Source organism: Micromonospora sp. II (genome assembly GCF_001709195.1).
GTDB classification, from domain to species: domain Bacteria; phylum Actinomycetota; class Actinomycetes; order Mycobacteriales; family Micromonosporaceae; genus Micromonospora; species Micromonospora chalcea.
Window position 1 is genome coordinate 73,042 of record NZ_LYXF01000067.1, and the last position, 24,642, is coordinate 97,683.

General features: G+C 72.7%; 29 protein-coding genes. 12 read left to right on the top strand and 17 right to left on the bottom strand.

Annotation, left to right across the window (positions count from 1 at the left end):
* Window position 1 precedes the first annotated feature (1 nt).
* Together A8711_RS26215 and A8711_RS26220 are read left to right on the top strand one after the other, a co-directional pair.
* The gene (locus A8711_RS26215; RefSeq protein ID WP_069089646.1) at window positions 2–1,261 is read left to right on the top strand and encodes a sensor histidine kinase; all 1,260 of its coding nucleotides are present in this window, start codon (window positions 2–4) and stop codon (window positions 1,259–1,261) included.
* A 99-nt stretch (window positions 1,262–1,360) separates the two neighbouring features.
* A complete protein-coding gene (locus A8711_RS26220) occupies window positions 1,361–2,068 on the top strand; it encodes a response regulator transcription factor (RefSeq protein ID WP_043324014.1) in 708 nt (235 codons plus the stop codon).
* Between the two features lie 39 nt (window positions 2,069–2,107).
* Here A8711_RS26220 and A8711_RS26225 read toward each other — a convergent pair whose 3' ends face one another.
* From A8711_RS26225 to pdxY, 4 genes are all read right to left on the bottom strand, one after another.
* Window positions 2,108–4,483 carry an excinuclease ABC subunit UvrA gene (locus A8711_RS26225; RefSeq protein ID WP_069089647.1) on the bottom strand — a complete coding sequence of 792 codons (2,376 nt, stop codon included), beginning with the start codon at window positions 4,481–4,483 and terminating at the stop codon, window positions 2,108–2,110.
* A 56-nt stretch (window positions 4,484–4,539) separates the two neighbouring features.
* Complete coding sequence (locus A8711_RS26230; protein WP_043330132.1) at window positions 4,540–4,953, bottom strand: VOC family protein; 414 nt, start codon at window positions 4,951–4,953, stop codon at window positions 4,540–4,542.
* Window positions 4,954–4,958: 5 nt separating this feature from the next.
* Entirely contained in the window at window positions 4,959–5,423 is a 465-nt protein-coding gene (locus tag A8711_RS26235; RefSeq protein WP_043324018.1) for a helix-turn-helix transcriptional regulator, read from the bottom strand.
* A 98-nt stretch (window positions 5,424–5,521) separates the two neighbouring features.
* Window positions 5,522–6,373: a pyridoxal kinase PdxY gene (pdxY, locus tag A8711_RS26240; RefSeq protein ID WP_043324020.1), complete on the bottom strand. Its 852-nt coding sequence runs from the start codon at window positions 6,371–6,373 to the stop codon at window positions 5,522–5,524.
* A 178-nt stretch (window positions 6,374–6,551) separates the two neighbouring features.
* Here pdxY and A8711_RS26245 point away from each other — a divergent pair, with 178 nt between their 5' ends.
* Together A8711_RS26245 and A8711_RS32985 are read left to right on the top strand one after the other, a co-directional pair.
* Window positions 6,552–7,961 carry an OFA family MFS transporter gene (locus tag A8711_RS26245; protein WP_064445960.1) on the top strand — a complete coding sequence of 470 codons (1,410 nt, stop codon included), beginning with the start codon at window positions 6,552–6,554 and terminating at the stop codon, window positions 7,959–7,961.
* Window positions 7,958–8,083 carry a hypothetical protein gene (locus A8711_RS32985; protein WP_255361250.1) on the top strand — a complete coding sequence of 42 codons (126 nt, stop codon included), beginning with the start codon at window positions 7,958–7,960 and terminating at the stop codon, window positions 8,081–8,083. The genes A8711_RS26245 and A8711_RS32985 overlap by 4 nt, the downstream gene beginning before the upstream one ends.
* A 51-nt stretch (window positions 8,084–8,134) precedes the next feature.
* On the opposite strand, the gene A8711_RS26250 is transcribed toward A8711_RS32985, so the two are convergent.
* Window positions 8,135–8,863, bottom strand: coding sequence for an SDR family NAD(P)-dependent oxidoreductase (locus A8711_RS26250; protein ID WP_069089648.1), 729 nt, complete (start codon window positions 8,861–8,863; stop codon window positions 8,135–8,137).
* Between the two features lie 75 nt (window positions 8,864–8,938).
* On the opposite strand from A8711_RS26250, the gene A8711_RS26255 reads away from it, so the two are divergent.
* Complete coding sequence (locus A8711_RS26255; protein WP_069089649.1) at window positions 8,939–9,772, top strand: patatin-like phospholipase family protein; 834 nt, start codon at window positions 8,939–8,941, stop codon at window positions 9,770–9,772.
* A gap of 6 nt (window positions 9,773–9,778) precedes the next feature.
* Here A8711_RS26255 and A8711_RS26260 read toward each other — a convergent pair whose 3' ends face one another.
* The gene (locus A8711_RS26260; RefSeq protein ID WP_083297108.1) at window positions 9,779–10,999 is read right to left on the bottom strand and encodes an RNA polymerase sigma factor; all 1,221 of its coding nucleotides are present in this window, start codon (window positions 10,997–10,999) and stop codon (window positions 9,779–9,781) included.
* Between the two features lie 19 nt (window positions 11,000–11,018).
* A complete protein-coding gene (locus A8711_RS26265; RefSeq protein WP_069089651.1) occupies window positions 11,019–11,411 on the bottom strand; it encodes a YciI family protein in 393 nt (130 codons plus the stop codon).
* Between the two features lie 90 nt (window positions 11,412–11,501).
* On the opposite strand from A8711_RS26265, the gene A8711_RS26270 reads away from it, so the two are divergent.
* Both A8711_RS26270 and A8711_RS26275 read left to right on the top strand, forming a co-directional pair.
* A complete protein-coding gene (locus A8711_RS26270) occupies window positions 11,502–11,966 on the top strand; it encodes a peroxiredoxin (RefSeq protein WP_276528381.1) in 465 nt (154 codons plus the stop codon).
* Window positions 11,967–12,031: 65 nt separating this feature from the next.
* On the top strand, window positions 12,032–12,718 hold the full coding sequence (locus A8711_RS26275; protein ID WP_069089653.1) for a hypothetical protein: 687 nt from the start codon (window positions 12,032–12,034) through the stop codon (window positions 12,716–12,718).
* 63 nt (window positions 12,719–12,781) lie between these two features.
* Here A8711_RS26275 and cydB read toward each other — a convergent pair whose 3' ends face one another.
* Window positions 12,782–13,780 carry a cytochrome d ubiquinol oxidase subunit II gene (cydB, locus tag A8711_RS26280; RefSeq protein WP_069089654.1) on the bottom strand — a complete coding sequence of 333 codons (999 nt, stop codon included), beginning with the start codon at window positions 13,778–13,780 and terminating at the stop codon, window positions 12,782–12,784.
* Between the two features lie 17 nt (window positions 13,781–13,797).
* The gene (locus tag A8711_RS26285; protein ID WP_043324038.1) at window positions 13,798–15,210 is read right to left on the bottom strand and encodes a cytochrome ubiquinol oxidase subunit I; all 1,413 of its coding nucleotides are present in this window, start codon (window positions 15,208–15,210) and stop codon (window positions 13,798–13,800) included.
* A gap of 177 nt (window positions 15,211–15,387) precedes the next feature.
* Here A8711_RS26285 and A8711_RS26290 point away from each other — a divergent pair, with 177 nt between their 5' ends.
* Together A8711_RS26290 and A8711_RS26295 are read left to right on the top strand one after the other, a co-directional pair.
* Complete coding sequence (locus A8711_RS26290) at window positions 15,388–16,158, top strand: 1-acyl-sn-glycerol-3-phosphate acyltransferase (protein WP_069089655.1); 771 nt, start codon at window positions 15,388–15,390, stop codon at window positions 16,156–16,158.
* A gap of 62 nt (window positions 16,159–16,220) precedes the next feature.
* Window positions 16,221–16,868, top strand: coding sequence for a flavodoxin family protein (locus tag A8711_RS26295; RefSeq protein ID WP_064445966.1), 648 nt, complete (start codon window positions 16,221–16,223; stop codon window positions 16,866–16,868).
* 73 nt (window positions 16,869–16,941) lie between these two features.
* Here the strand turns inward: A8711_RS26295 and A8711_RS26300 are convergent, their stop codons facing one another.
* Together A8711_RS26300 and A8711_RS26305 are read right to left on the bottom strand one after the other, a co-directional pair.
* Window positions 16,942–17,310: a DUF4180 domain-containing protein gene (locus A8711_RS26300; RefSeq protein ID WP_043324041.1), complete on the bottom strand. Its 369-nt coding sequence runs from the start codon at window positions 17,308–17,310 to the stop codon at window positions 16,942–16,944.
* Window positions 17,303–17,746 (bottom strand): helix-turn-helix domain-containing protein, encoded by a 444-nt coding sequence (locus A8711_RS26305; RefSeq protein ID WP_233607745.1) that lies wholly within the window; start codon window positions 17,744–17,746, stop codon window positions 17,303–17,305. The genes A8711_RS26300 and A8711_RS26305 overlap by 8 nt, the downstream gene beginning before the upstream one ends.
* 88 nt (window positions 17,747–17,834) lie before the next feature.
* Here A8711_RS26305 and A8711_RS26310 point away from each other — a divergent pair, with 88 nt between their 5' ends.
* The 3 genes from A8711_RS26310 to A8711_RS26320 all read left to right on the top strand — a co-directional run bounded on the left by A8711_RS26310 (window position 17,835) and on the right by A8711_RS26320 (window position 20,784).
* Entirely contained in the window at window positions 17,835–18,602 is a 768-nt protein-coding gene (locus A8711_RS26310; protein WP_069089656.1) for a glycerophosphodiester phosphodiesterase, read from the top strand.
* Between the two features lie 20 nt (window positions 18,603–18,622).
* A complete protein-coding gene (locus A8711_RS26315; RefSeq protein ID WP_043324045.1) occupies window positions 18,623–20,014 on the top strand; it encodes an MFS transporter in 1,392 nt (463 codons plus the stop codon).
* Between the two features lie 83 nt (window positions 20,015–20,097).
* Window positions 20,098–20,784 (top strand): thymidine kinase, encoded by a 687-nt coding sequence (locus tag A8711_RS26320; RefSeq protein WP_369799353.1) that lies wholly within the window; start codon window positions 20,098–20,100, stop codon window positions 20,782–20,784.
* A gap of 3 nt (window positions 20,785–20,787) precedes the next feature.
* Here the strand turns inward: A8711_RS26320 and A8711_RS26325 are convergent, their stop codons facing one another.
* The 6 genes from A8711_RS26325 to A8711_RS26350 all read right to left on the bottom strand — a co-directional run bounded on the left by A8711_RS26325 (window position 20,788) and on the right by A8711_RS26350 (window position 24,595).
* Window positions 20,788–21,246 carry a hypothetical protein gene (locus A8711_RS26325; RefSeq protein WP_064445967.1) on the bottom strand — a complete coding sequence of 153 codons (459 nt, stop codon included), beginning with the start codon at window positions 21,244–21,246 and terminating at the stop codon, window positions 20,788–20,790.
* Window positions 21,247–21,411: 165 nt separating this feature from the next.
* On the bottom strand, window positions 21,412–22,401 hold the full coding sequence (locus tag A8711_RS26330; protein WP_069089657.1) for a tyrosine-type recombinase/integrase: 990 nt from the start codon (window positions 22,399–22,401) through the stop codon (window positions 21,412–21,414).
* Window positions 22,402–22,505: 104 nt separating this feature from the next.
* On the bottom strand, window positions 22,506–22,940 hold the full coding sequence (locus A8711_RS26335; protein ID WP_030504676.1) for an Hsp20/alpha crystallin family protein: 435 nt from the start codon (window positions 22,938–22,940) through the stop codon (window positions 22,506–22,508).
* Between the two features lie 74 nt (window positions 22,941–23,014).
* Window positions 23,015–23,524: a GNAT family N-acetyltransferase gene (locus A8711_RS26340; protein ID WP_233607744.1), complete on the bottom strand. Its 510-nt coding sequence runs from the start codon at window positions 23,522–23,524 to the stop codon at window positions 23,015–23,017.
* Window positions 23,521–24,048 (bottom strand): DUF2087 domain-containing protein, encoded by a 528-nt coding sequence (locus tag A8711_RS26345; protein WP_069089658.1) that lies wholly within the window; start codon window positions 24,046–24,048, stop codon window positions 23,521–23,523. Before A8711_RS26345 ends, A8711_RS26340 begins: the two co-directional genes overlap by 4 nt.
* A gap of 58 nt (window positions 24,049–24,106) precedes the next feature.
* Window positions 24,107–24,595, bottom strand: a complete 489-nt coding sequence (locus A8711_RS26350) for a GNAT family N-acetyltransferase (protein WP_069089659.1) — start codon at window positions 24,593–24,595, stop codon at window positions 24,107–24,109.
* Window positions 24,596–24,642 lie beyond the last annotated feature (47 nt).

Below are 24,642 nucleotides of genomic sequence, written 5' to 3' on the forward strand. Positions count from 1 at the left end.
GATGACGTCGGTGACCGGTGCGGTGGCGCCGTCCGCCCCGGCGCGGGCGGCGAGGTGGTGGCGTCACGATCTTCTGCTGTTGCCGGTGCTGGGCCTGCTCGACCTGTTCACGGCGTCGTCCGTGGTGATCCAGAGCGAGCCGGTCGGCCCGGCCCGGCAGTGGCTGCAGGTGCTCGCCGCGGTGTTGTCGGTCGGCGCCCTGTGGTGGCGGGCCCGCGCGCCGGTGGCGGTGTTCGCGTTCGAGTGCGTGCACGGCGTGGCGATGTGGTTCCTGCTGCACGACTACCGGCCGTGGGTGGGCCTGATCGTGGCGTTGTACACGGTGGCGGCGTTGCGGCCGCTGGTGGTGTCGGCGGCGGCGTACGCGGCGGCGTGCGCGCGGAGCCTGCTCAGCGCGTTCGACTCGTTCCGGGTGGAGCCGAGTGCGGGCGCGCGGGCCGGGGAGTTCGTGGTGACCGCGTTGATGTTCGCGCTCATCTACGCGGCTGCGTGGGCGGCCGGGTCGGTGGTGCGGCGGCACCGGCGGCGGGTGGCCCAGTTGGAGCGGGAGCGGCGGGTGGCGCGGGCGGAGGCGGTGGCGTTGGAGCGTCGCCGGATCGCCGCGGAGCTGCACGACGTGGTGTCCCACTCGGTGACGGTGATGGTGTTGCAGGCCGCCGGCGCGGCGCGGATCAGCGCGTCCGATCCGGAGCGGACCCGGGAGGCGCTGCTGCACATTCAGCAGGCCGGGCAGCAGGCGATGGCGGAGTTGCGGCGGCTGCTGGCGGTCATGCGGGCTGAGTCGGGGCCGGTGGGCGACGGTGAGCCGGGTCCGCAGCCGCGGCTGGACGACATCGAGGTGCTGCTGACGTCGATGCGGTGCGCGGGGCTGACGGTGACGATGTCGGTGTCCGGCAGCCCTCGGCCGCTGGATCCGAGTATCGAGCTGGCGGCGTACCGGACGGTGCAGGAGAGCCTGACGAACACGCTCAAGCACGTCGGCCGGCGGGCCTGCGCGACTGTTCATTTCGGGTGGCAGGAGCGGGTGCTGTTGCTGCGGGTCGACGACGACGGCTCGGGCCGCGAGGCGGGCGCGGCGGCGGGGCTGTCGACCGGTAACGGGCTGGCCAGCCTCGCCGAGCGGCTGGAGCGTGTCGGCGGTCGTCTGGTCGCCGGGCCGCGTGCCGAGGGCGGGTTCCGGGTGAGCGCGACGCTGCCGGTCGCGCAGCACGGCGACCTCGTGGCGGCCTCCGGTGACGGCGGGGCGCCGGCTGTCGGGTGAACGGCGTGTCCGCTGTGCGACATCAGGGTGGCCGCCGCCGCCGGCGTCGATGATCATGTGGTGGGGCCACTGTCCCGGCCGCCGACGACGGGAGCCTTCATGATCCGGGTGCTGCTCGCCGACGACCAGCCGCTCGTGCGGGCGGGACTCGCGATGCTGCTCACCAACGAACCTGACATCGAGGTCGTCGCCGAGGCCGACGACGGGGCGCAGGCCGTGGAGGTCAGTCGGCGGCTGCGCCCGGACGTGGTGCTGATGGACGTGCGGATGCCCGGCACCGACGGGTTGGCCGCGACCAGGCTGATGGCCGACGAGCAGCTCATCGACGACCCGCAGCAGCCGGTACGGATCATCATGCTGACCACGTACCACGTGGACGAGGCGGTGCACGCCGCGTTGCGGGCGGGCGCGTCCGGTTTCGTGCTCAAGGACGCCGCGCCCGCCGAGCTGGTGTCGGCGATCCGGGCGGTGGCCGACGGCGAGGCGTGGCTGGATCCGGCGGTGGCCCGGCGGCTGCTCGACGACCTGGCCGCCCGGCCCGACCCGGGACTGCCCACCCCGGTGCAGATGCGCCGGCTCACCCCGCGGGAACGGGAGGTGCTGGTGCTGATGGCGTACGGGATGTCGAACCGGGAGATCGCCGAGCATCTGGTGCTGGGCGACGCGACTGTCAAGACGCACGTCAGCCGGGTGCTGACGAAGCTGGGGCTGCGGGATCGGACGCACGCGGTGGTGGCCGCGTACCAGTGCGGCCTGGTGGAGCCCGGCACGGCGCCGCCGGCCCGGATGGCCGGCCTGTCCCGCTGAGGTCCGCGGCGCGGCCGGGGGTCTCAGCGGGCGCGCCGGTCAGGCGCCGACGTAGTCGGCGAGGTGTTCGCCGGTGAGCGTGGACCGGGCGGCCACCAGATCCGCCGGGGTGCCCTCGAACACGATCCGGCCGCCGTCGTGACCGGCGCCCGGGCCGAGGTCGATGATCCAGTCGGCGTGCGCCATGACCGCCTGGTGGTGTTCGATCACGATGACGGACTTGCCGGCGTCGACGAGCCGGTCGAGCAGGCCGAGCAGCTGGGCGACGTCGGCCAGGTGCAGGCCGGTGGTGGGTTCGTCCAGGACGTACACGCCGCCCTTGTCCCCCATCCGGGTGGCGAGCTTGAGGCGCTGGCGTTCCCCGCCGGACAGCGTGGTCAGCGGCTGGCCGAGCGTGAGGTAGCCGAGGCCGACGTCGGCGAGCCGGTCGAGGATGGTGTGGGCGGCCGGGGTGCGGGCCTCACCGTCGCTGAAGAACGTCTCGGCCTCGTCGACGGACATGGCGAGGACCTGGCTGATGTCGCGGCCGCCGAGGTGGTAGTCGAGCACGGCGGGCTGGAACCGTTTGCCTTCGCAGTCCTCGCAGGTGCTGGCGACGCCGGCCATCATGCCGAGGTCGGTGTAGATGACGCCGGCGCCGTTGCAGGTCGGGCAGGCGCCTTCGGAGTTGGCGCTGAACAGGGCGGGTTTGACGCCGTTGGCCTTGGCGAACGCCTTGCGGATCGGGTCGAGCAGACCGGTGTAGGTGGCCGGGTTGCTGCGGCGGGAGCCACGGATGGCGGTCTGGTCGACGCTGACGACGTCGTCGCGTCTGGCCAGTGAGCCGTGGATGAGGCTGCTCTTGCCGGAGCCGGCGACGCCGGTGACCACGACCAGGACACCGAGGGGGATGTCCACGTCGACGTCGCGCAGGTTGTGGGTGCGGGCGCCGCGGATCGGCAGCGCGCCGGTGGGCGTACGCGGCTTGTCCTTGAGGGTTGCGCGGTCGTCGAGGTGGCGGCCGGTGGTGGTGCCGCTGGCGCGCAGGCCGGCGACGGTGCCCTCGTAGCAGATGGTGCCGCCGGCGGTGCCGGCGCCGGGGCCGAGGTCGACGACGTGGTCGGCGATGGCGATGGTTTCGGGTTTGTGTTCGACGACGAGGACGGTGTTGCCCTTGTCGCGCAGTTGCAGCAGGAGGTTGTTCATGCGGGCGATGTCGTGCGGGTGCAGCCCGATGGTGGGTTCGTCGAAGACGTAGGTGACGTCGGTGAGGGACGAGCCGAGGTGGCGGATCATCTTGGTGCGCTGGGCCTCGCCGCCGGAGAGGGTGCCGGCGGGCCGGTCGAGGCTGAGGTAGCCCAGGCCGATCTCGACGAACGAGTCGAGGGTGTCCCCCAGCGCCTTGAGCAGCGGGGCGACGGAGGGTTCGCGCAGGTCGCGTACCCAGGTGGCGAGGTCGCTGATCTGCATGGCGCAGACGTCGGCGATGCTGACGCCGTTGATCTTCGAGGAGCGGGCTTCGGGGGCCAGGCGGGTGCCGTCGCAGTCGGGGCAGGTGGTGAACGTGATGGCGCGTTCGACGAAGGCGCGGATGTGCGGCTGCATGGCGTCGACGTCCTTGGCGAGCATCGACTTGCTGATGGCGGGGATGAGGCCGGTGTAGGTGACGTTGATGCCGTCGACCTTGATCTTGGTGGGTTCCTTGTGGAGCAGGTCGCTCAGTTCCCGCTTGGTGTAGTCGCGGATCGGCTTGTCCGGGTCGAACAGGCCGCTGGAGCGGAAGATGCGGCCGTACCAGCCGTCCATGCTGTAGCCGGGGATGGTGATGGCGCCCTCGTTGAGGGACAGCTTCTCGTCGTAGAGGACGGTCAGGTCGAAGTCGGTGACCGCGCCGCGGCCCTCGCAGCGGGGGCACATGCCGCCGAGGCGGTTGAAGGTGCCCTTCCTGGTCTGGGTCTTGCCGGGGCCCCGCTCGACGGTGATCGCGCCGGCGGCGCGTACGGAAGGGACGTTGAACGAGTAGGCGTTGGGCGGGCCGATGTGGGGGTCGCCGAGGCGGCTGAACAGGATGCGCAGCATCGCGTTGACGTCGGTGGCGGTGCCGACGGTGGAGCGTGGGTCCGCGCCCATGCGTTCCTGGTCGACGATGATGGCGGTGGTGAGGCCCTCCAGGACGTCGACCTCGGGCCGGGACAGGGTGGGCATGAAACCCTGGACGAAGGCGCTGTAGGTCTCGTTGATCAGGCGCTGGGACTCGGCGGCGATGGTGCCGAAGACCAGTGAGCTCTTGCCGGAGCCGGACACGCCGGTGAACACCGTGAGGCGGCGTTTGGGCAGTTCGACGTGGACGTCGCGCAGGTTGTTCTCGCGGGCGCCGAGGACGCGGATGACGTCGTGGCTGTCGGCGCGGTGCAGGCCGGTGGTGGCCTCGCTCATGGTCTCTCCGTCCGGGTCGGGTGTTCCGGTCGAGCCAGCGTCCGCCGCGGGCGCCGTCAGCGCCGCTCGTTGATGCGGATGAGGTTGCCGGTGGGGTCGCGGAACGCGCAGTCGCGTACGCCGTAGGGCTGTTCGGTGGGTTCCTGGACCACGTCGGCGCCGCTGGCCGCCAGCCGGTCGAACAGGCCGTCGAGGTCGTCGGTGGCGAGGGTGAGCGCGCCGTAGCTGCCCTTGGCGATGAGTTCGAGGATGGTGCGGCGCTCGTCGTCGCTGATGCCGGGGTCGACGGCCGGCGGGTGCAGGACGATGCCGGTCTCGGGCTGGTTCGGTGGGCCGACGGTGAGCCAGCGCATGGTGTCGCCCTGGCCGACGTCGTTGCGCAGTTCGAAGCCGAGGGTGTCGCGGTAGAAGGCGATGGCGGCGTCGGCGTCGGTGTGCGGCAGGAACGTGTAGTGAATGGTGATCGTCATGGTGGTCACGCTAACGGTGGCCGGCCGGTGCGGGCTTCTCGATTCCTGATCGGTCGGGTCGCCTGTTTGGTCAGGCACGGGGGCGGCTCGGCGGTGTCGGGGGCGTGACGGGCGCGGTAGGCGCTGGGCGGTTCGCCGACGAGTTCGGTGAACCGGGTGCTGAAGGTGCCCAGGGACTGACAGCCGACGGCGAAGCAGACATCGGTGACGCTGAGGTCACCACGGCGCAGCAGGGCCATCGCGCGTTCGATGCGGCGGGTCATGAGGTACGAGTACGGGGACTCGCCGTAGGTCTGGCGGAACTGGCGGCTGAGGTGGCCGGCGGACATGTGCTCGCCGCGGGCGAGGGCTTCGACGTCGAGGGGGCTGGCGTACTCGCGGTCGATGCGGTCGCGGACGCGGCGCAGCCGGGTCAGGTCGCGCAGTCGTTGGGCGAACGCGGGGTCGTCGGTGCCCTGGTGCGGTGACACGTCCGCATCCTGCCTGCTGGGCGGTGGTGTCGTCCACCTGTTCGAGCGGCGAGTCGCCGCCCGGGTGCACCTGGGCGGCTGGTGCACCCGGGCGGCGGTCAGCGCAGCCGGCGGGCGGTGAACCGGGTGGGCGGCTCGGCGATGGCGTCCTGGGCGGCGACGAGTTGCAGTTCCCGGGTGCCGGCGTCGAGGGTCGCCTCGAGTACCGCGTAGATCGAGTTTGTGGTGCGTTCCAGCGCGGTCTGCGGTGAGCCGGTGGTGGCGAGGTGCGCCAGGTAGAGGGCGGCGGTGACGTCGCCGCCGCCGTTGGGGGCGATCGGCAGCAGCGGGGTGGTGACGGCCCAGGCGCCCTCGTCGGACACGGCGACGACTTCCAGGTGCCCGGCGGGCAGGTCGCCGTGCAGGACGCTGGTGACCAGGACGTGCCGGGGGCCGGTGGCGCGGACGGTGTCGACGGCGGCGAGCAGGTCGTCGAGGGTGTCGGTGGTGCGGCCGGCGAGGAACTCCAGCTCGAACTGGTTGGGGGTGACGATGTCGGCGCGCGGGACGACGGTGTCGCGGAGGTACTCGGGGATGCCGGGGCGGACGAACATGCCGCGGCCGACGTCGCCCATGACCGGGTCGCAGCAGTAGAGGGCGGCCGGGTTCGCGGCTTTGACCTGGGCGACGGCGTCGAGGATGACCGCGCCGACGGCGGGGTCGCCCTGGTAGCCGGAGAGCACGGCGTCGGCGGTGCCGAGCACCCCGCGGTCGGCGATGCCGGCGATGACGTCGGCGACGTCGGTGGGGGCGAGCAGGGGGCCGCGCCAGGCGCCGTAGCCGGTGTGGTTGGAGAAGTGCACGGTCAGGACCGGCCAGACCTCGTGTCGGAGGCGTTGCAGCGGGAACACGGCGGCGGAGTTGCCGACGTGGCCGTAGGCGACCGACGACTGGATGGACAGGATCTTCACCTGCTCATGGTCGCATCCCCGGCGAGGGCTGACGGCCCGTGGTGGGGTGATGACGGGCCGGGACCGCGGTGACCGTTCGGCTCAGGGTTTCGACCGCCGGGCGCGGGGCGGGTTTGGGCGCAGCGTGCGGTGGGGGCATGAACGGGCTGTTCTCGCCTTCTGGACGGAGGAAGCAACGATGCTTTCCGCACTCGATCGTCGGCACACCGTCGCGCCGCCGGGGTACAGCCGCTGGCTGATCCCCCCGGCGGCGCTGGCGATCCATCTGTGCATCGGGCAGGTGTACGCGACGAGCGTGTACAAGAACTCCCTGATCGCGCATTTCGACACAAGTCAGACGGCGATCGGGGTGATCTTCAGCATCGCGATCGTGATGCTGGGGTTGTCGGCCGCGGTCGCCGGTACGTGGGTGGAGGCGAACGGGCCGCGTAAGGCCATGTTCGTGTCGGCGTGTTTCTGGGCGGCGGGTTTCCTGGTCGGGGCGCTGGGCATCGCGACCGGGCAGCTGTGGCTGCTGTACCTGGGGTACGGGGTGCTGGGCGGGATCGGTCTGGGGATCGGGTACATCTCCCCCGTCTCCACGTTGATCAAGTGGTTCCCGGACCGGCCGGGGCTGGCGACCGGGCTGGCGATCATGGGGTTCGGTGGCGGGGCGATGGTGGCCTCTCCCCTGTCCCGGCAGCTGCTGTCGTTCTACGACGCCGGGTACGACCCGTCGGACAGCGGTTCCACCGCGTCGGGCTCGGCGCTGGTGTGGCTGTTCGTGACGCTCGGCATCGGCTACTTCGTGATCATGATGTTCGGGGTGTTCAACGTGCGGGTGCCGGCGCCGCACTGGCGGCCGGCCGGTTTCGACCCGTCGACGGTGGCGGAGAAGCCGCTGGTGACCACGGCGAACGTGTCGGCGGCCAACGCGCTGAAGACGCGGTCGTTCTGGCTGCTGTGGGTGGTGCTGTTCTGCAACGTGACGGCGGGTATCGGCATCCTGGAGCAGGCCAGCCCGATGATCCAGGACTTCTTCCGCGACAACGGGACCTCGGCGGTGTCGGTGGCGGCGGCCGGCGGGTTCGTGGGAGTGCTGTCGCTGTTCAACATGGCGGGCCGGTTCGTGTGGTCGTCCACGTCGGATGTGATCGGCCGTAAGCCGATCTACGTGGTGTACCTGGGTGTGGGCATGGTGCTGTACCTGCTGCTGGCGCTGGTGGGGCAGACCTCGACGGCGTTGTTCGTGCTGCTGGCATCCGTGATCCTGTCGTTCTACGGCGGCGGGTTCGCGACCATTCCGGCGTACCTGCGGGACCTGTTCGGCACGTTCGAGGTGGGCGCGATCCACGGCCGGCTGCTGACCGCGTGGTCGGCGGCCGGGGTGGCCGGGCCGCTGATCGTCAACGGGTTCCTCGACGCGCAGGGCGAGCCGGGCACGTTGACCGCGGCGGCGTACCGGCCGGCGCTGTTCACGATGGTCGGCGTGCTGGCCGTCGGCCTGGTGGCGAACCTGCTGGTGCGGCCGGTGCCGGAGCGCTACCACGAGCCGGCGTCGGGACGGGACGGGACAGCGCAGGGGCCGACGGAGAGGAGCGGATCGTGAACGAGCACAGCGGTGGCGGGCAGCGGACCCGCCTGGTGGTGTCGTGGCTGGTGGTGTCGGTGCTGCTGGGCTACGGGGTGGTGCAGACGGTGATCACGGCGGCGAAGCTGTTCACCCAGTAGCGCAGAAGGCGAGGCGGCGGCCCGGGGCGGACACCCCGGGCCGCCGTCGTGTCAGAGCCCGCCGCCGACGCGCAGGACCGCGCCCGTGGTGTACGAGGCGTCCGGGCCGAGCAGGTGGGCGATCGCGCCGGCGACCTCCTCGGGTTCCCCGGCGCGGCCCATCGGGATCCGCCCGGCGGCGGAGTCGGGGCGGTCGGGCACGCCGGAGCGGGCGTGGATGGTGGTGCGGATGATGCCGGGGGCGACGGCGTTGACGCGGATGCCGTGCGGCGCGAGTTCCTTGGCGAGCCCGACGGTGAGGGTGTCGGTGGCGGCCTTGACGGCGGCGTAGTGGACGTACTCGCCGGGTGAGCCGAGCGTGGCGGCGACGGAGGAGACGTTGACGATGGCGCCGCCGCGGGTGAGCCGCCGGGCCGCCTGCTGGGCGCAGAGCACGTACCCGATGAGGTTGACGTCGACGACCTCGCGCAGGTCGTCGACGCGCAGGTCGGTGAACGGGCCGATCGGGCTGGTGACGCCGGCGTTGTTGACCAGGCCGGTGAGCGGGCCGAGCCGGTCGGCGGCGTCGAAGATGCGGCGTACCTGGTCCGGGTCGGTGGTGTCGGCGGCGACGGTGACCGCGCGGCGGCCGGCCGCGCGGACGTCGGCGGCCACGGATTCGGCGGCGGTGTGGTCGGCGCGGTAGCCGATGACCAGGTCGTGGCCCTCGGCGGCGAGCCGCCGGGCGGTGGCCGCGCCGATGCCGCGTCCTCCCCCGGTGACGATGGTGACGGAGGTCAATGCAATTCTCCCCTGCCTTGCGGTGGGGGCGACGTTACCGTGGGCGGGACCATCCGGGGTGGAGAGGACTGTCACATGGGGCGCGCGTTGGTGCTGGGTGGCGGCGGGGTCACCGGGGTGGCCTGGGAGCTGGGTCTGCTGGCCGGGCTGGCCGGGCACGGCCTGCGGTTGGACGAGGCGGAGCTGGTGGTGGGCACGTCGGCCGGGTCGGTGGTCGGGGCGCAGGTGCGTTCGGGTACGCCGGTGACGCAGTTGTACGAGGCGCAGCTGCGGCCGCCCCGCGAGGAGGTGCCGGCGCGCCTCGGGACGGGGGTGCTGTTGCGCTGGGCGTGGGCCGGTGGGCGGGGCCGGGACGCGGCGCGGGCCCGGGCGCGTATCGGCGCGATGGCGTTGTCGGCGCGTACCCCGTCGGAGCAGTCGCGGCGGGCGGTGATCGCGGCGCGGCTGCCGTCGTCGGACTGGCCGGCGGCGCGGCTGCTGGTCACCGCCGTGGACGCGGCCTCCGGCGAGTTCGTGGTGTTCGACGCGGACAGCGGGGCGTCGCTGGTGGACGCGGTCGGGGCCAGTTGCGCGGTGCCGGGGGTCTGGCCGCCGGTGACGATCGGTGACCGGCGTTTCGTCGACGGCGGCGTCCGGTCGCCGGTGAACGCGGACCTGGCGGCCGGGTGCGAGCGGGTGGTGGTGCTGGCGCCGACCCGTGCGGCGGTCGGACCGATGCCGCGGCTGTCGGCGCAGGTGACGGCGCTGCGGGCGGCCGGCGCGCGGGTGGCGGTGGTGTCGCCGGACCGGGCGGCGCGCACGGCGATCGGCCGTAACGTGCTGGATCCGGCGCGGCGGGCCGCGTCGGCGCGGGCCGGGTTCGCCCAGGCCGACACGGTGGCCGCCGAGGTGGCCGGGGTGTGGCGGTGACCGCGATCAGGAGTCGCTGGTCAGGCGCGCCAGCCGCCGGTTGAGGTAGCGCTGTTCGGGCAGGCTGCCGGTGAGCCGGGCGGCCAGCCGGTAGTGCTCGGCGGCGGCCTGCGGGTCGCCGTGCAGCTCCAGCAGGTGGGCGCGGACGGCGTGCAGCCGGTGGTGGCCGTGCATGGCCGGGTCGGTCAGCAGCGGGCCGAGCAGCGCCAGCCCGACGTCGGGGCCGTGCGCCATGGCCACGGCGACGGCCTGGTTGAGTGTGACGAACGGGCTGGGGGCGACCCGGCTCAGCATGTCGTAGAGGACGCTGATCTGCAGCCAGTCGGTGTCGTCGAACGTCGGGGCCTCGGCGTGGACGGCGGCGATGGCCGCCTGGAGCTGGTAGCGGCCCACCGGGCCGTGGGGCAGGGCCCGGCCGAGCAGCGCGACGCCCTCGTCGATCAGGTCGGCGCGCCAGCGGGAGCGGTCCTGGTCGGCCAGCGGCACGAGGTCACCGGCGGCGTCGGTGCGGGCGGGCGACCGGGCGTGGGTGAGCAGCATCAGCGCCAGCGCGCCGGTCACCTCGTGGTGCTCGGGCAGTGCGGTGTGGACCTGGCGGGTGAGCCGGATCGCCTCCTCGGCGAGTGCGACGTCCAGGAGCTGGTCGCCGGAGGTGCGGGTGTAGCCCTCGCTGAACACCAGGTGGCACACGTCGAGCACGGCGGCCACCCGGGCGGGCAGCGCGTGCGGCGGCGGCATGGTGAACCGGGCGCCCGCCTCGCGCAGCGTCGCGCGGGCCCGGCTCAGCCGCTGCGTCATGGTCCGGGCCGGCACCAGGTAGGCGGCGGCGATCTGCTCGACGCGCAGGCCGGCCACCGCGCGCAGGGTCAGCGCGACCTGTGAGGGGCGGCTCAGCGCCGGGTGGCAGCACAGGAACAGCAGCCGCATCGTGTCGTCGGCGCCGGTCACCGGCGTGTCGTCGACGGGCGGTACGCGGCCGGCGTCGGGTTGCCGGGCCGCGTCGAGCCGCTCGCGGCGGGTACGGGCCGCGTCGGCGCGGATCCGGTCGATCAGCCGCCGCGCGGCGACCCGGATCAGCCAGGCGCGGGGGTCGTCGGGGACGCCGGTGCGCGGCCAGTTGGCGGCGGCCGCCTCCGCCGCGTCCTGCAGGGCGTCCTCGCAGGCGTCGGGGTGCCCGTAGCGGCGCAGCAGCGCGGCGCGGACGTGCGGCGCCTCCCGGCGCCACACGTCCGCCAGCGCTGTGGCGTTACTGATCGGAGCCGCCCGGCCACATCAGGGGCCGCAGCTCGACGGTCTCCCCCGGGCCGGCGAACTTCGCCGCGACGGCCTCGGCGCGGGCCTGGTCCTCCACGTCGATCAGGAAGAACCCGGCGAGGTGTTCCTTGGCTTCGGAGTACGGGCCGTCGGTCACCAGCGGCGCGCCGTCGCTCCACCGGTACAGCCGTGCGGTGGCGGGGTCGGCGAGCGCCTCACCGACGACGAGCTCACCGTTGGCGTGCAGCTCGGTCAGCACCTGCTCGAAGTCGGCGTTGAGCCGGTCCCGTACCTCGGCGGGCAACTCCTGGTACGCGGCCAGATACTCGGAGGTGGGGTGCCCCCACGGCTCCGGGTTGGAGTGGATCATGATTACGTACTTCACTGTCGGTCCTTCGCGTCGTGCGGCGGTGCCTCCCCGCCGCTCGCCGGGTACGACGGAGCCGGATCGCCGATGTCTACATATCCTCGCGTCATGAGTAACACGATGGGTGTCGGTGACCTGGTCGAGGATTTCACGCTGCCGGACGAGACGGGTACGCCACGGCGCCTGTCGGAGTTCCTGGCCGCCGGGCCGGTGGTGTTGTTCTTCTATCCGGCGGCGATGACGCGGGGCTGCACGGCGGAGAGCTGTCACTTCCGGGATCTGGCGGCGGAGTTCGCCGCGGTGGGCGCCCAGCGGGTCGGGATCAGCCGTGATCCGGTGGAGCGGCAGGCGGAGTTCTCCCGCCGGCACGGGTTCGACTATCCGCTGCTCTCCGACGTCGACGGCACGGTGGCCGACGCGTTCGGGGTGCGGCGGCGGCTGCCGCTGGGGCCGCTGAGCACGCGGCGGATGACGTTCGTGATCGGCACGGACCGGCGGGTGCTGGCCGTGGTGCGCAGCGAGCTGAGCATGAACGAGCACGCCGACGCGGCGTTGCGGGCCCTCGGGGGCTGATCATCGAGGTGTCGCAGCCGGCTGGTATCAAGGCTGCGTCAAACAGGTGTACGGAAGAGGGCGTGATGGCGGGTCAGGGTTTGTCCACTGACGAGGTTCAGGGGATCCGGGAGGCGCTGGCGGCGGGCCGCAAGCCCCGGGTGGTGTTCACCGAGGCGGCCGGGCAGATCGCCGGGCAGATCGGGCAGGTGGTGGAGCTGACCGACCCGGAGGCGTCGGAGGAGTTCGTGGTGGTGCGCTTCGGCCGCGACGAGCTGCCGTTCTCCCCCGCCGACGTGGCGATCGCGCCGAAGGGCGCCGGGCGGCGTCCGGCCGCCGAGGCGAAGCCGGAACCGGAGCAGCCGCCGGCCGCGCCGGAGCCGGAGTTCGTGCTGGACACCCCGCGGGTGCCGGCGCCACGACGGGAGGAGCCGAAGACCGAGGCGCCGCAGGCGGAGCCGAAGCCGGCGAAGCGGGCGGTGAAGGCCGCGAAGCCGAAGACCCCGCCGGGGTTGACGGTGACGCTGGCGTACGCCGAGGGCGAGTGGACGGTGGCCGCGCAGCAGGGCACGAAGGCGCTGGCCCGGCCGTACGTGGTGAAGCCGGCCGAGGCGCTGCGGATGGTGGCGCTGGTGGACGTGCCGGGGGTGCAGGAGGCGGTGGAGCAGATCCTCGCCGCCGAGCGGGCCGAGGCGGAGCAGCAGGCGGAGAAGCTGCGCGCCGAGCTGGCCGAGATCGAGGCGCGGCTGGCGGAGCTGCGCGAGGCGCGCTGAACGCCCCGCGGGGCCGGTGCGACCCCCTCGCACCGGCCCCGCGCCCCTGCGCCCACAGGTCGATCAGTGTTGCGGAATGTTCTGTACCCCGATCCGGCGGCGGAACACCCAGTACGTCCAACCCTGGTACGCCAGGACGATCGGCGTGAAGATCACCGCCACCCAGGTCATGATCTTCAGGGTGTACGGGGTGGACGCGGCGTTTGTGGCGGTGAGCGTGCCGGCCGCGTCGAGCGTGGACGGCATCACGTTCGGGAACAGCGCCGCGAACAGCGTCGCCACGGCCAGCGCGATCGCCACGGCGGTGCCGGTGAACGCCCAGCCCTCCCGGCGTACCTTGGCCGCGGCCAGACCGCCGAGCAGGGCGAGGGCGGCGCCGACGGCGAGCACGACGGCGGCGGCGCTGGAGCGGATGGTCAGCGACCAGCTCAGGAACGCCACGGCGGCCACGGCCGTGCCGACGCCGAGCTTGACGGCGAGGGCGCCGGCGCGCTCGCGGATGTCGCCGGTGGTCTTGAGCGCCAGGAACACCGCGCCGTGGGTGAGGAACAGCCCCAGCGTGGTCAGGCCGCCGAGCAGCGCGTACGGGTTGAGCAGGTCGAGCAGCCCGCCGACGTACTCGTGGTCGGCGTCCAGCGGCACGCCGCGGAAGATGTTGGCGAACGCCACGCCCCACAGCACGGCCGGGATCGCCGAGCCCCAGAAGATGGCCTGGTCCCAGCGGCGCTTCCAGGACGCCTCGGGCCGCTTGTGGCGGTACTCGAAGGCGACGCCGCGGGCGATCAGGGCCAGCAGGATGAGCAGCAGCGGCAGGTAGAAGCCGGAGAACAGGGTGGCGTACCACTCGGGGAAGGCGGCGAACATGGCGCCGCCGGCGGTGATCAGCCACACCTCGTTGCCGTCCCAGACCGGGCCGATGGTGTTGATCAGGACACGGCGCTGCCGGTCGTCGCGGCCGAGCACCGGCAGCAGCATCCCGACGCCGAAGTCGAAGCCTTCGAGGATGAAGTAGCCGGTGAAGAGCACTGCTACGAGGAGAAACCAGACGGTCGTCAGTTCCACGGTTGGGCTCCGGGGTGTCAGTAGGCGAACGCCAGCGGGCGCTCGGCGTCGTCGGTGTCGTCGTCGTCGGTCTGCGGGGTGACGTCCGGGACGCCGGCGCGGGCATAGCGGACCAGCAGCTTGAACTCGACCACCGCGAGGACGGCGTAGATGAGCGTGAACGCGGTGAAGGAGGTGAGGACCTCGGTCAGGGAGACGCTGCGGGACACGCCGTCACGGGTGAGCATCTCGCCGAAGACGATCCACGGCTGGCGGCCCATCTCGGTGAAGATCCAGCCGAAGGAGTTGGCCAGCAGCGGCAGCACGGGCATGACCAGGCCGGCGCGCAGCAGCCACTTGCTGGTGGGGGTGCGGCCCTTGCGCTGGCTCCAGAGCACCAGCAGCGCGATCGCGGCGGCGGCCAGCCCGAAGCCGATCATGAAGCGGAAGCTCCAGTAGGTGACCGGGATGATCGGGGCGTAGTTGCCGGGGCCGTACTGGCTGGCGTACTGGGCCTGGAGGTCGTTGATGCCCTGCACGGTGCCGTTGGGGTCGCCGGTGCCGAGGAACGACAGCAGGTACGGGATCTTGAGAGCGAAGATCTCGCGGCTGCCGTCGAGGCTGCCGACGGTGAGCACGGAGAACGAGGCGGGGCTCTCGGTGGTGTAGAGGCCCTCCGCGGCGGCCATCTTCATCGGCTGCACCTCAGTCATGATCTTGCCCTGGATGTCGCCGGTGAGGATCACCAGCGCCGAGGAGATCAGGACGACCCAGGAGCCGAGCTTGGTGGCGAAGCGGTACGCGCCGGTGTCGGCGCTGTCGCGGTTGCGCATCACGTGCCACAGGCCGACGGTGACCATCAGCGACCCGGCGACCAGGAACGAGCCGGCCAGCGTGTGCGGGAAGGTGACCAGGGCGACCTTGTTGGTGAGCACGGCGACGAAGTCGGTCAGCTCGGCGCGGCCGCTCTCCGGGTTGATCCGGAAGCCGACCGGGTTCTGCATGAACGAGTTGGCGGCGAGGATGAAGTACGCCGACAGGTTCGTGCCGATCGCGGCGGCCCAGATCGCGGCCAGGTGCAGGCGTTTGGGCAGCCGGTCCCAGCCGAAGATCCACAGGCCGATGAACGTGGACTCCAGGAAGAACGCGACAAGGGCCTCGATGGCCAGCGGCGCGCCGAAGATGTCACCGACGAAGCGGGAGTAGTCACTCCAGTTCATGCCGAACTGGAACTCCTGCACGATGCCGGTGACCACACCCATCGCGAAGTTGATCAGGAAGAGCTTGCCGTAGAACTTGGTGAGTTTGAGGTACCGCTCGTTGCCGGTGCGGTGCCACATGGTCTGGAGGATCGCCACCAGCACGGACAGGCCGATGGTCAACGGCACGAACAAGAAGTGGTAGACGGTGGTGACACCGAACTGCCAGCGGGCGACGTCCAACGCGTCCACCAGAAAACCCCCAGCTGTGCATACTACGAGACGTAGTAGATACTACTCGGCGTCGTAGCGAAAGCAGCAGGGCCGCAGGGCCCCACCCGGTCCGGGACCAATGACCCTGATCACCCTTGCCGGAGGACCCCCACCGGCTCCCGCCGCCACCCCTGCACGTGCGACCATCCAGCACTGATGAACAGCACCCTCTGGCGCGCGCCGCTGCTGTGGCGGGGCGCGCAGACGCTCGCCCGCGCCGCCGTCGGGCTGGTCGGCCGGCTGGAGGTCACCGGCGACGTGCCCGACGCGCTGCGCCGCGGCCCGCTGATCCTGGCCGCCAACCACATCAGCCCGTTCGACCCGGTCGTGCTCGCCGCCGCCTGCCGGGTCCGCGACGTCGCGCCACGGATCATGGCCACCGGCGGCCTGTTCCGCACCCCGGTGATCGGGGCGCTGATGCGCCGCGCCGGGCACATCCGCGTCGACCGCGGCACCGCCGCCGTGCACCGCTCGCTGGAGGTCGCCGCCCAGGCCGTGGCCGGCGGCTCGGTGGTGCTCGTCTACCCGGAGGGACGCATCGGGCTCGACCCGGGCATGTGGCCCGAGCGGGGCAAGACCGGTACGGCCCGGCTCGCGTTCGCCAGCGGCGCCGCCGTCGTACCGGTGGCGCAGTGGGGTTCGCACGAGGTACTGCCGTACCGCGCGCCCAAGGGGATGCTGCGTGGGGTGGCCCGCGCGCTCGTCCGCCGGCCCGCCATCCGGGTGCACTTCGGCGCCCCGGTGCCGATCGACGACCTGCGGTCGGGCTCTCCCGGCGCGGCCCGGCACGCCACCGACCGGATCATCGACGCGATCACCGACGACCTGGTCCCGCTGCGCCCCGACGAGCCGGACCTGCCGCGCCACGTCGACCCGGGCCGGCCGGTCGACACCGCCCGCGCCCACCGCCGCCACCGCGCCGGCTGACGCATCCCGGCCCCGGAGGCGGGTATCAAGTCCCGCAATCCCGAGGCGGAGAGGATCCGGCCATGACCGCTGTTCGAGCACTCGTCCTCAACTGCACCCTGAAGCGCTCACCGGCGACGTCCAGTTCCCAGGTGCTCGGTCAGGAGGTGCTCGACGCGCTGGCCGATCAGGGTGTCGACGGCGAGATCGTCCGCGTGGTCGACCACGACGTGCGCTTCGGGGTCTCCGTCGACGAGGGCGCCGGCGACGGCTGGCCCGCCATCCGCGCCAAGCTGCTCGCCGCCCAGATCCTGATCATCGCCACGCCGATCTGGCTCGGTCAGCCCTCGTCGGTCACCAAGATGGTCCTGGAACGGTTGGACGCCGAACTGTCCGAGACCGACGACCAGGGCCGCCTGCGTACCTACGGCAAAGTCGGCGGGGTGGCAGTGGTCGGCAACGAGGACGGCGCGCACCACACCATCGCCGAGGTGCAGCAGGCCCTCAACGAGGTGGGGTTCACCTGCCCGGCCGCCGGGGCCACCTACTGGGTCGGCGAGGCGCTGCACAAGACCGACTACGTCGACGCCCGCCCCAAACCCGACACGACCGGCCGCACCACCGCCGCGCTGGCGCTCAACAGCGCCCACCTGGCCCGGCTGCTCGCGGAGCAGCCCTACCCGCCGCCGGGAACCCGCGACGCAGCCACCGCCCCCGCCCGCCCCCGTTGATCTTGCATTTGCGGCCCGGCTGAACCCGGCAAACCGCCCCGAACGAGGGCCGCAATCGCAAGATCGACGGGGGTCAGGGGGTGGCGCGCAGGCGGGCGTCCAGGGCGTCGAGGTCCGGTACGAACCACACCTGGTCGTGGCGGTTGGACTCGGCCACCAGCGCGCGCAGCGCGCCACTGCGCTCCATGTGGTCGGAGATGTCGCCGACAATCGCCAGGCGCAGCCGGTAGTTGACGAACTTCTGCATCACCTCGCCCGCGAAGCGGGTGCCGAGCGTGAAGAAGCCGGGGTCGAGCCGCTCGGCCGGCACCGCCACCACAGTCGCGCCGAGGAACGCCGCGCCGATCAGGTCCAGCGCGTCGCGCTCGGTGGCGATCGGCGGGCCGTCCGGATCGCAGACCAGCACCGCCACGCCGGCGCGCTCCTGCATCAGGTCAGTCACGGCCGCCGCCGAGCAGGTCGTTGCCGCCGCCCAGCACACCGTCGACCAGGCGCAGCAGGTCGGCGGTGGCGGTGAGGTCGCCCAGGATCATGATGGTCATGCGTTGCCGCTCCTCGTCGTGGACCGTCTGCACCCGCAGCGGACGGTCCGGGTCGTGGTGGGTGTTCACGCCGGCCAGCACCAGCGTCGCGAGCCGGTCGGCGGCGGTCCGGTCGACGCCGTCGAGCCGCAGGACGCTCGACACCTCCGCCGCCGGTCCGGTGGCCGCGACGGCCGGCCGGCCGGTCAGCGCGTCCAGGTCCGCGCGCGCGATCCGGTACTGCTTGCCGATCCGGGTGGCCCGCAGCCGACCGGACCGGATGTAGCCGCGCACGGTGCGCACGTGCAGCCCGAGCAGGTCAGCGACCTGCTCAACCGAATACATGTCGCTACTCATCGCACCCTATCTTAGTCACGATAGGGAACGATAGGTAATTTCATCGCCCGGCCATGTGCGCGCCACCCGGGCCGGGCATACTGCCCGCGTGCAGCCCCGTCACGGCTACCTCGACGCGCCCGCGCCGCTGGCGTTCGCCCACCGCGGCGGCGCGGCCGACGGCGACGAGAACACCGCCGCCGCGTTCGCCCGTGCCGTCGCCCTGGGCTACCGGTACGTGGAGACCGACGTGCACGCCACCGCCGACGGCGTACCCGTGGTCTTCCACGACCCGACGCTGCGCCGGGTCACCGGCGAGCCCGGTCGCATCGCGGACCTGCGCTGGGCCGACCTGACCTCGGTGCGCGTCGGCGGGGCCGCCCTGGTGCCCCGGCTGGACGACGTGCTGAACGCCTGGCCGCAGGTGCGGTTCAACATCGACGTCAAGTCCGACGGCGGCGTGGCGCCCACGGTCGCCACCGTCACCCGGGCCGGCGCGGGTGACCGGGTGCTGCTCGCCTCGTTCAGCGACGCCCGGCTGTCGCGGCTGCGCGCGCTGGCCGGCCCGACGGTCGCCACCAGCCTCGGCATGCGCGGCGTGGCCCGGCTGCGGCTGGCCTCGCTGCACGGGCGACCGGTGCGGCTGCCCCCGTCCGTGGTCGCCGCGCAGGTCCCGGTCTCCTTCGGGCGGGTGCCGGTGGTGGACCGGCGGTTCCTCGCGTACTGCCGCCGGATGGGGTTGCACGTGCACGTCTGGACGATCGACGAACCCGCCCAGATGCACCACTTACTTGATCTTGGTGTGGATGGCATCATGACCGATCACGTCAGCGTGCTCCGCGACGTCTACCGCAGCCGCGGCCACTGGGCCGCCTGACCCCCCGAGGACGACCCCCGATGGCCGATACGGTCACCCCCGCCGTCGCCGACCCCGCCGGACCGGGCAGCACCCGCCGCGAGCGCACCGGCTGGTACTTCTACGACTGGGCGAACTCCGCGTTCCAGACCACGGTCATCACGGTCTTCCTCGGGCCGTTCCTGACCACCGTCACCGAGCTGGCCGCCGGCTGCGAACTGGGCGCGGACAGCTGCGACGGCGCGGTGTACCCGCTGGGCGTCAAGGTCGCCGCCGGCTCGTTCTACCCGTACCTGATCTCGCTGTCGGTCTTCCTCACCGTGTTCGTGCTGCCGGTGATCGGCGCGATCGCCGACCGGTCGGCGCACAAGAAGCGGCTGCTCGCCGCGGCGGCGTTCACCGGCGCCGGCGCGACCATCGCGTTCGCGTTCGTCACCGGTGAGCGCTACCTGCTCGGCGGCGCGCTGTTCCTGGTCGCGAACATCTCCTTCGGCGCCGCCGTGGTCGTCTACAACTCGTTCCTGCCGCAACTCGGCGGCCCGGACGAGCGCGACGGCATCTCCAGCCGCGGCTGGGCCATCGGCTACCTCGGCGGCGGTCTGCTGCTCGCGCTGAACCTCGTCGCCGTCACCATGCTCAGCGAGGAGGGCAACGCCCAGCGCACGCTGGACCTGGCCCGCTGGTCGATCGTGTCCGCCGGCGTGTGGTGGGCGGCGTTCACCCTGGTCCCGCTGCGCTGGCTGCGCGAGCACCCCACCGCCGCCGCCCTGCAGGCGGGCGGCAATGTGCTCACCGACGGGTTCCGGCAGCTCGGGCGCACCCTGCGCGAACTCAAGACGTACCCGCTGACGCTGTTCTTCTTGCTCGCGTTCCTGGTCTTCAACGACGGCATCCAGACCGTCATCACCCTGGCCAGCCAGTACGGCACCGAGGAGCTGCGACTGGACCAGAGCACGCTGATCGTCACCATCCTGCTGGTGCAGTTCCTCGCGTTCGGCGGCGCGCTCGCCCTCGGCGCGCTCGCCAAGCGCATCGGCGCCTGGAAGACCGTGCTGCTGTCGCTGGTGCTCTGGACCGGTGTGATCATCGCCGCGTTCCGGCTGCCGGCCGAGGCGCCCGTGCCGTTCATGATCCTCGGCGGCTGCATCGGCCTGGTCCTCGGCGGCAGCCAGGCGCTGAGCCGGTCGCTGTTCAGCCAGCTCATCCCGGCCGGCAAGGAAGGCGAGTACTACGGCTTCTACGAGATCAGCGACAAGGGCACCAGCTGGCTCGGCCCGCTGGCGTTCGGCCTGGTGTTCCAGCTGACCTCGTCGTACCGGGTGGGCCTGGTGTCGCTGTTGATCTTCTTCGTGGTCGGCTTCGCGCTGCTCGCCGCCGTGCCGATGCGCCGGGCCATCATCGCCGCCGGCAACACCCCGCCCCGGGTGCTCTGACGGGTCGATCATCGCGGACCGGATCCGGCGGCGTCGATGGACTAGGCTGCCCCGACGTGACCGACGACGCCGCCCCGACCTGCCTGGCCCGTCCCCTGCCGGGGCCGGGCGACGACCGAGCCGCCGGCTGCGCCGCCGCCCGCGGCGTCGACGGCAGGCCGCTGCACGCCGCCGCCCTGAAGTTCTTCTGGGGGCCGATGGACTGCGGCAAGTCCACCATGGCGTTGCAGATGAACCACAACCACGCCCGCCAGGGCCGCCGCGGCCTGGTCACCACCCGCATCGACCGCTCGCTGGGCCCGCAGGTCACCACCCGCATCGGCCTGGCCCACGAGGCCGTCGAGGTCACCGACGACCTGGACCTGCGCGACCTGGTCCGCGACGCCTGGGCCGAAGGAGTACGGGTGGACTACCTGATCTGCGACGAGGCGTCGTTCTACAACCTCGAACACGTCGAGCAGATGGCCGAACTGGTCGACCGGTTCGACGTCGACGTCTACGCCTTCGGGCTGGCCACCGACTTCCGCTCCTGCCTGTTCCCGGCCGCGCAGCGGCTGTTCGAACTTGCCGACGAGGTGGCCCGGATCCAGGTCGAGGTGCTGTGCTGGTGTGGGCGGGAAGGGCTGCTCAACGCCCGGGTCGTGCAGGGCGCGGTGGTCCGCGAGGGCGCCCAGGTCGTCATCGGCGACACCGTGGACACCGCCGACGTGCGCTACCAGGTGTTGTGCCGGCGGCACTACCGCTCCGGGGACCTCGGCCCCCGCGCCTGAGCCTCAGAACGGGTCCCCGCACACCCGCCACGACCCGCCCTCCGACACGATCGGCAACTCACGTTCCTCGCTGCCGCCGCCGTCACGGTTGATCCGCACGATCACCGTCCCGGTCGGCTTGCCGGAGCGGGTCGCCACCGACACGTCGACGATCTCGTAGCCGCTGACCTGCGGCGGCGTACGCACCCAACTGCCGAAGCCGGCCTTGCTCCACCTGCCCCGGGCCTCGGCGCACAGCCGCTCGTACGCCGCGTCGGTGTCCCCGGCGGCGACGTCGCGGAAGAACCCGTCGGCGGTCTCCCGGACCGGCCCGTCGGACTGGAGCACCACCTGCGCGTTCCACACCGCCAGCCCGGCCACCCCGATCAGGCAGGTGCCCACGCCGAGACCGGCGATCAGCACGCCCGCGCGTAGCGGCCGGCGCCGCCGGGCCGTGTGGTGCCACTCCTGCTGCCTGCCCATCACCGTCGACGGTAGGCAACCGGAACGCGCCGCGCAGGCGGTTGCGCCGCGCGCCCGTGACGGGCCGAAGATGTCAGGGGGCGGCGGCAGACTGCCGGTACGCCCGATCGGGCAGCCGTTCTGCCTCTGCCCCCGCCCGCAGGGCTGACCGGTCCGCGCGACGGCTCAGCCGCGACGGCGGGCGCGGGCCGCCCAGATCGCGTACGCCGGATCGCGGTCCAGGTTGTGCCGGTCCCGGTCGTAGCGGCGGGTGGTACGCGGATCGGCGTGCCCCATCGCGTCCTGCACGTCCTCCAGCGGCACCCCCTCGGAGCGGGCCGTGGTGGCGAACGCGTGGCGCAGCGAGTGCGGCGACAGTTTCGCCCAGGCGGCGATCCCGGCCCGCTGGGCGAGGCGGCGCACCAGCCGGAACACGGCATGCCGGTCCAGCCGGCCGCCGGTCGCGGTGACCAGCAGCGGACCGGTCAGCTCCGGCACCGTCACGCCCTGCGCCTCGGCCCGCGCGGTCAGGTAGGCGTCGAGGGCGTACGCGGTGCCCGGGGTGAGCGCGCGCCGGCGTACCTTGCCGCCCTTGCCGACGAAGCGGACGCTGCGGTGACCGCGCTCCGTGCCCAGGTCGGACACGTCCAGCGCGACCAGTTCCCCCACCCGCAGCCCCAGGTCGGCCAGGAGCGCGACGGCGGCCCGGTTGCGGGCGGCGGTCGGGCCGGTGTCCGTCTCGGCGGCGGCGATCAGCGCGTCGACCTCCTCCGGCGTCAGGCCGACGGTGGCGGAGTGGTCCCGGTCCACCCGCGGCCGGTCCGCCGCCGACACCGGGTTGGCGGTCACCGCGCCCAGCTTGGCGAGGAAGTCGTACCAGCTCGACAGCGCGGACAGCCGGCGCGCGACGGTGGCCGGCGTGAGCGTCCGGCCGTCGCGCCCGCGCGGCGTGGACTCCAGCTCCCGGCCGTAGGCGTTGACGTCGAGGAAGGTGGCCCGCAGCGGGTCGAGCCCCCGCTCGGCGCACCAGGTCAGCCAGCCGGTGACGTCACGGCGGTACGCGTCACGGGTGTGCTCGGACAGCCGCCGGTTGCGCAGCCACGCCTCGGTGACGTCGGCCGGGCCGGCGGGCAGGGCGGCGGTGCGGGCGCGCGGCAGCACCTCGGGGCGAAGCATGTGAGAAAGGCTCTCAGCCCGCGGATGGTTTGGCGATCAGGCGCGCTGGTACGACAACGCGGGGTCGGCCGGCGCTCCGGCCTCCCCCGCGTCGGTGTGGACGGTCAGGCGGTGGTGAGCTGGCGGCGGCCGTTGCCCTCGGCGGGCGTGGCCACGGTGATCCGGCGCGGCTTGGCGCGCTCGGCGATCGGGATGCGCAGCGTCAGCACGCCGTTCTCGTAGCCGGCCTCCAGCCGGTCGGTGTCGAGCGTGTCGCCCAGGAACAGCTGCCGGGTGAACGTGCCCATCGGACGCTCGGCGGCGACCAGCTCGACGTTCTCGCCGCTGGGGCGACGGCGCTCGGCGCGGACGGTCAGCACGTTGCGCTCGACGGTGCAGTCGATGCTGTCCGGGTCGACGCCGGGCAGGTCGAACGCCGCGTAGAAGTGGTCACCGTCGCGGTAGGCGTCCAGGTGCATCACGGCGGGCCGGGCGGCGGTGCCGAAGAACTGCTCGGCGATCCGGTCGATCTCGCGGAACGGGTCGGTACGCATCAACATGGCTCTTGCCTCCTCGGTTCTCCTGGCCCAAGGTCTCAAGTTGAGTCTTGGTGACTCAAGTTCCTGGTTCTGTTTTAACGCGCCCGCGCCGCGTCGTCAACTCGCGCCGGCAGTGACTTCTCGAACCAGTGCTGCGCGTACGGGCCGCTGGTGAAGGCGGGGATCTCCCGGTAGCCGTGCCGGGCGTACAGGGCCCGCGCCTCGACCAGGTCGGAGCGGGTGTCCAGCCGGATCCGCGTCGCCCCGCCACCGACGGCGTACGCCTCGACCGCGGCGAGCAGCGCCGCTCCACCACCGGCGCCACGGTGCTCCGTGCGCACGTACACCCGGGTCAGCTCGGCCCAGTCCGGCTGCCACCGCAGCCCGGCGCACCCGGCGAGGCGACCGTCGCGGCGGGCCAGCACCAGCAGCCCGCTCGGCGCGACCAGGTCGTCGCTCGGGTCCTCGGCCAGCGCGGCGTCCACCTCACCCGGCTGCTCCGGACGCCCGTACCAGCGGCGCACCATCTCCGCCATGTACTCGCGCAGCACCAGCGCCGCGTCCGGCTCGTCCGGACGCGCGACGTGCGTGCTCCAGCCGCTCACGGCCCGGTCCGCCAATAGACGCCCTGCTCACGGGTGAGCAGCATGTCGTCGATCAGGTAGCGGCGCAGCGTCACGTGGTCGGCCTCGCCGCCCTCGCACCACCGGCGCAGCGCGTCGTCCACCTCCCGCTCCGGATAACGACGTCCCGGCTCGAAGGTGCGTTCGGTGATGTGTTCCAGCAGCACGCGGCGGCGTCCGCGCTGCGCGGGCAGCCGGGTCAGCGTGCCGTCGCGCAGGAACGTGCGCAGAATCGTCTCGCGCGGGTTCGCCGCCGGGGCTACCGGCGACGCCGCCCCGGCCCGGGCGAACTCGCGCAGCCGCTCGGCGTCGACCCGCAGCCCATCCCCGTCGTCGGCGAGCACACCGGTGTCGGTGAGACGGCGTACGGCCACCGCGGCGTCGCGGGCCGGCAGCCCGGTGCGGGCCACCACGGCAGACAGGTCCCGGGCGCCGAGCACGATCGCGGCGAACACGGTCCGGCGGCGCTCGTCGGCGAGCGCCCCGGCGAGGGCATGAGCGGTCATGGCGGGCAGCCTGTCAGCAACCCACCCGGTCCGGCCAGGCGTTTTCCGGCCGCCGATGTCACAGCCGCCGGTGCATGACGTGCAGCCCGACCCGGCCCAGCGTCGGGTGGGCGAACGACTCCGGCACGGTGCCGATCACCGTGAAGCCCAGCCGCCGGTACAGCTCCACCGCCGCCGTGTTGGTCTCCACCACGGCGTTGAACTGCATCGCGGCGAAGCCCTGCCGCCGGGCCCAGTCCAACGCGTCCTCGCACAGCGCACGGCCCACGCCCCCGCCGCGCGCGTGCGCCGCCACCATGAAGCTCGCGGTCGCCACGTGCGACCCCGGCCCGGGCCGGTTCGGGCCCATCTTCGCGGTGCCGCGCACCGCGCCGTCGTGGTCCACCGCGACCGAGGTACGCCCCGGCGGCCGCTCCACCCACACCTCACGCGCCGTCCCCGGCGACCAGTACGGGTCGTACGCGAACGTGTCGGCGGCGGTCACGACGTCGGCGAAGATCGGCCAGACCTGGTCCCAGTCGGCGTCGGCGTAGTCACGAATCCTCATCGCCGGGCACGCTAACCGTCGCCCCGGCCGTCCGGCCACCGGTTTCC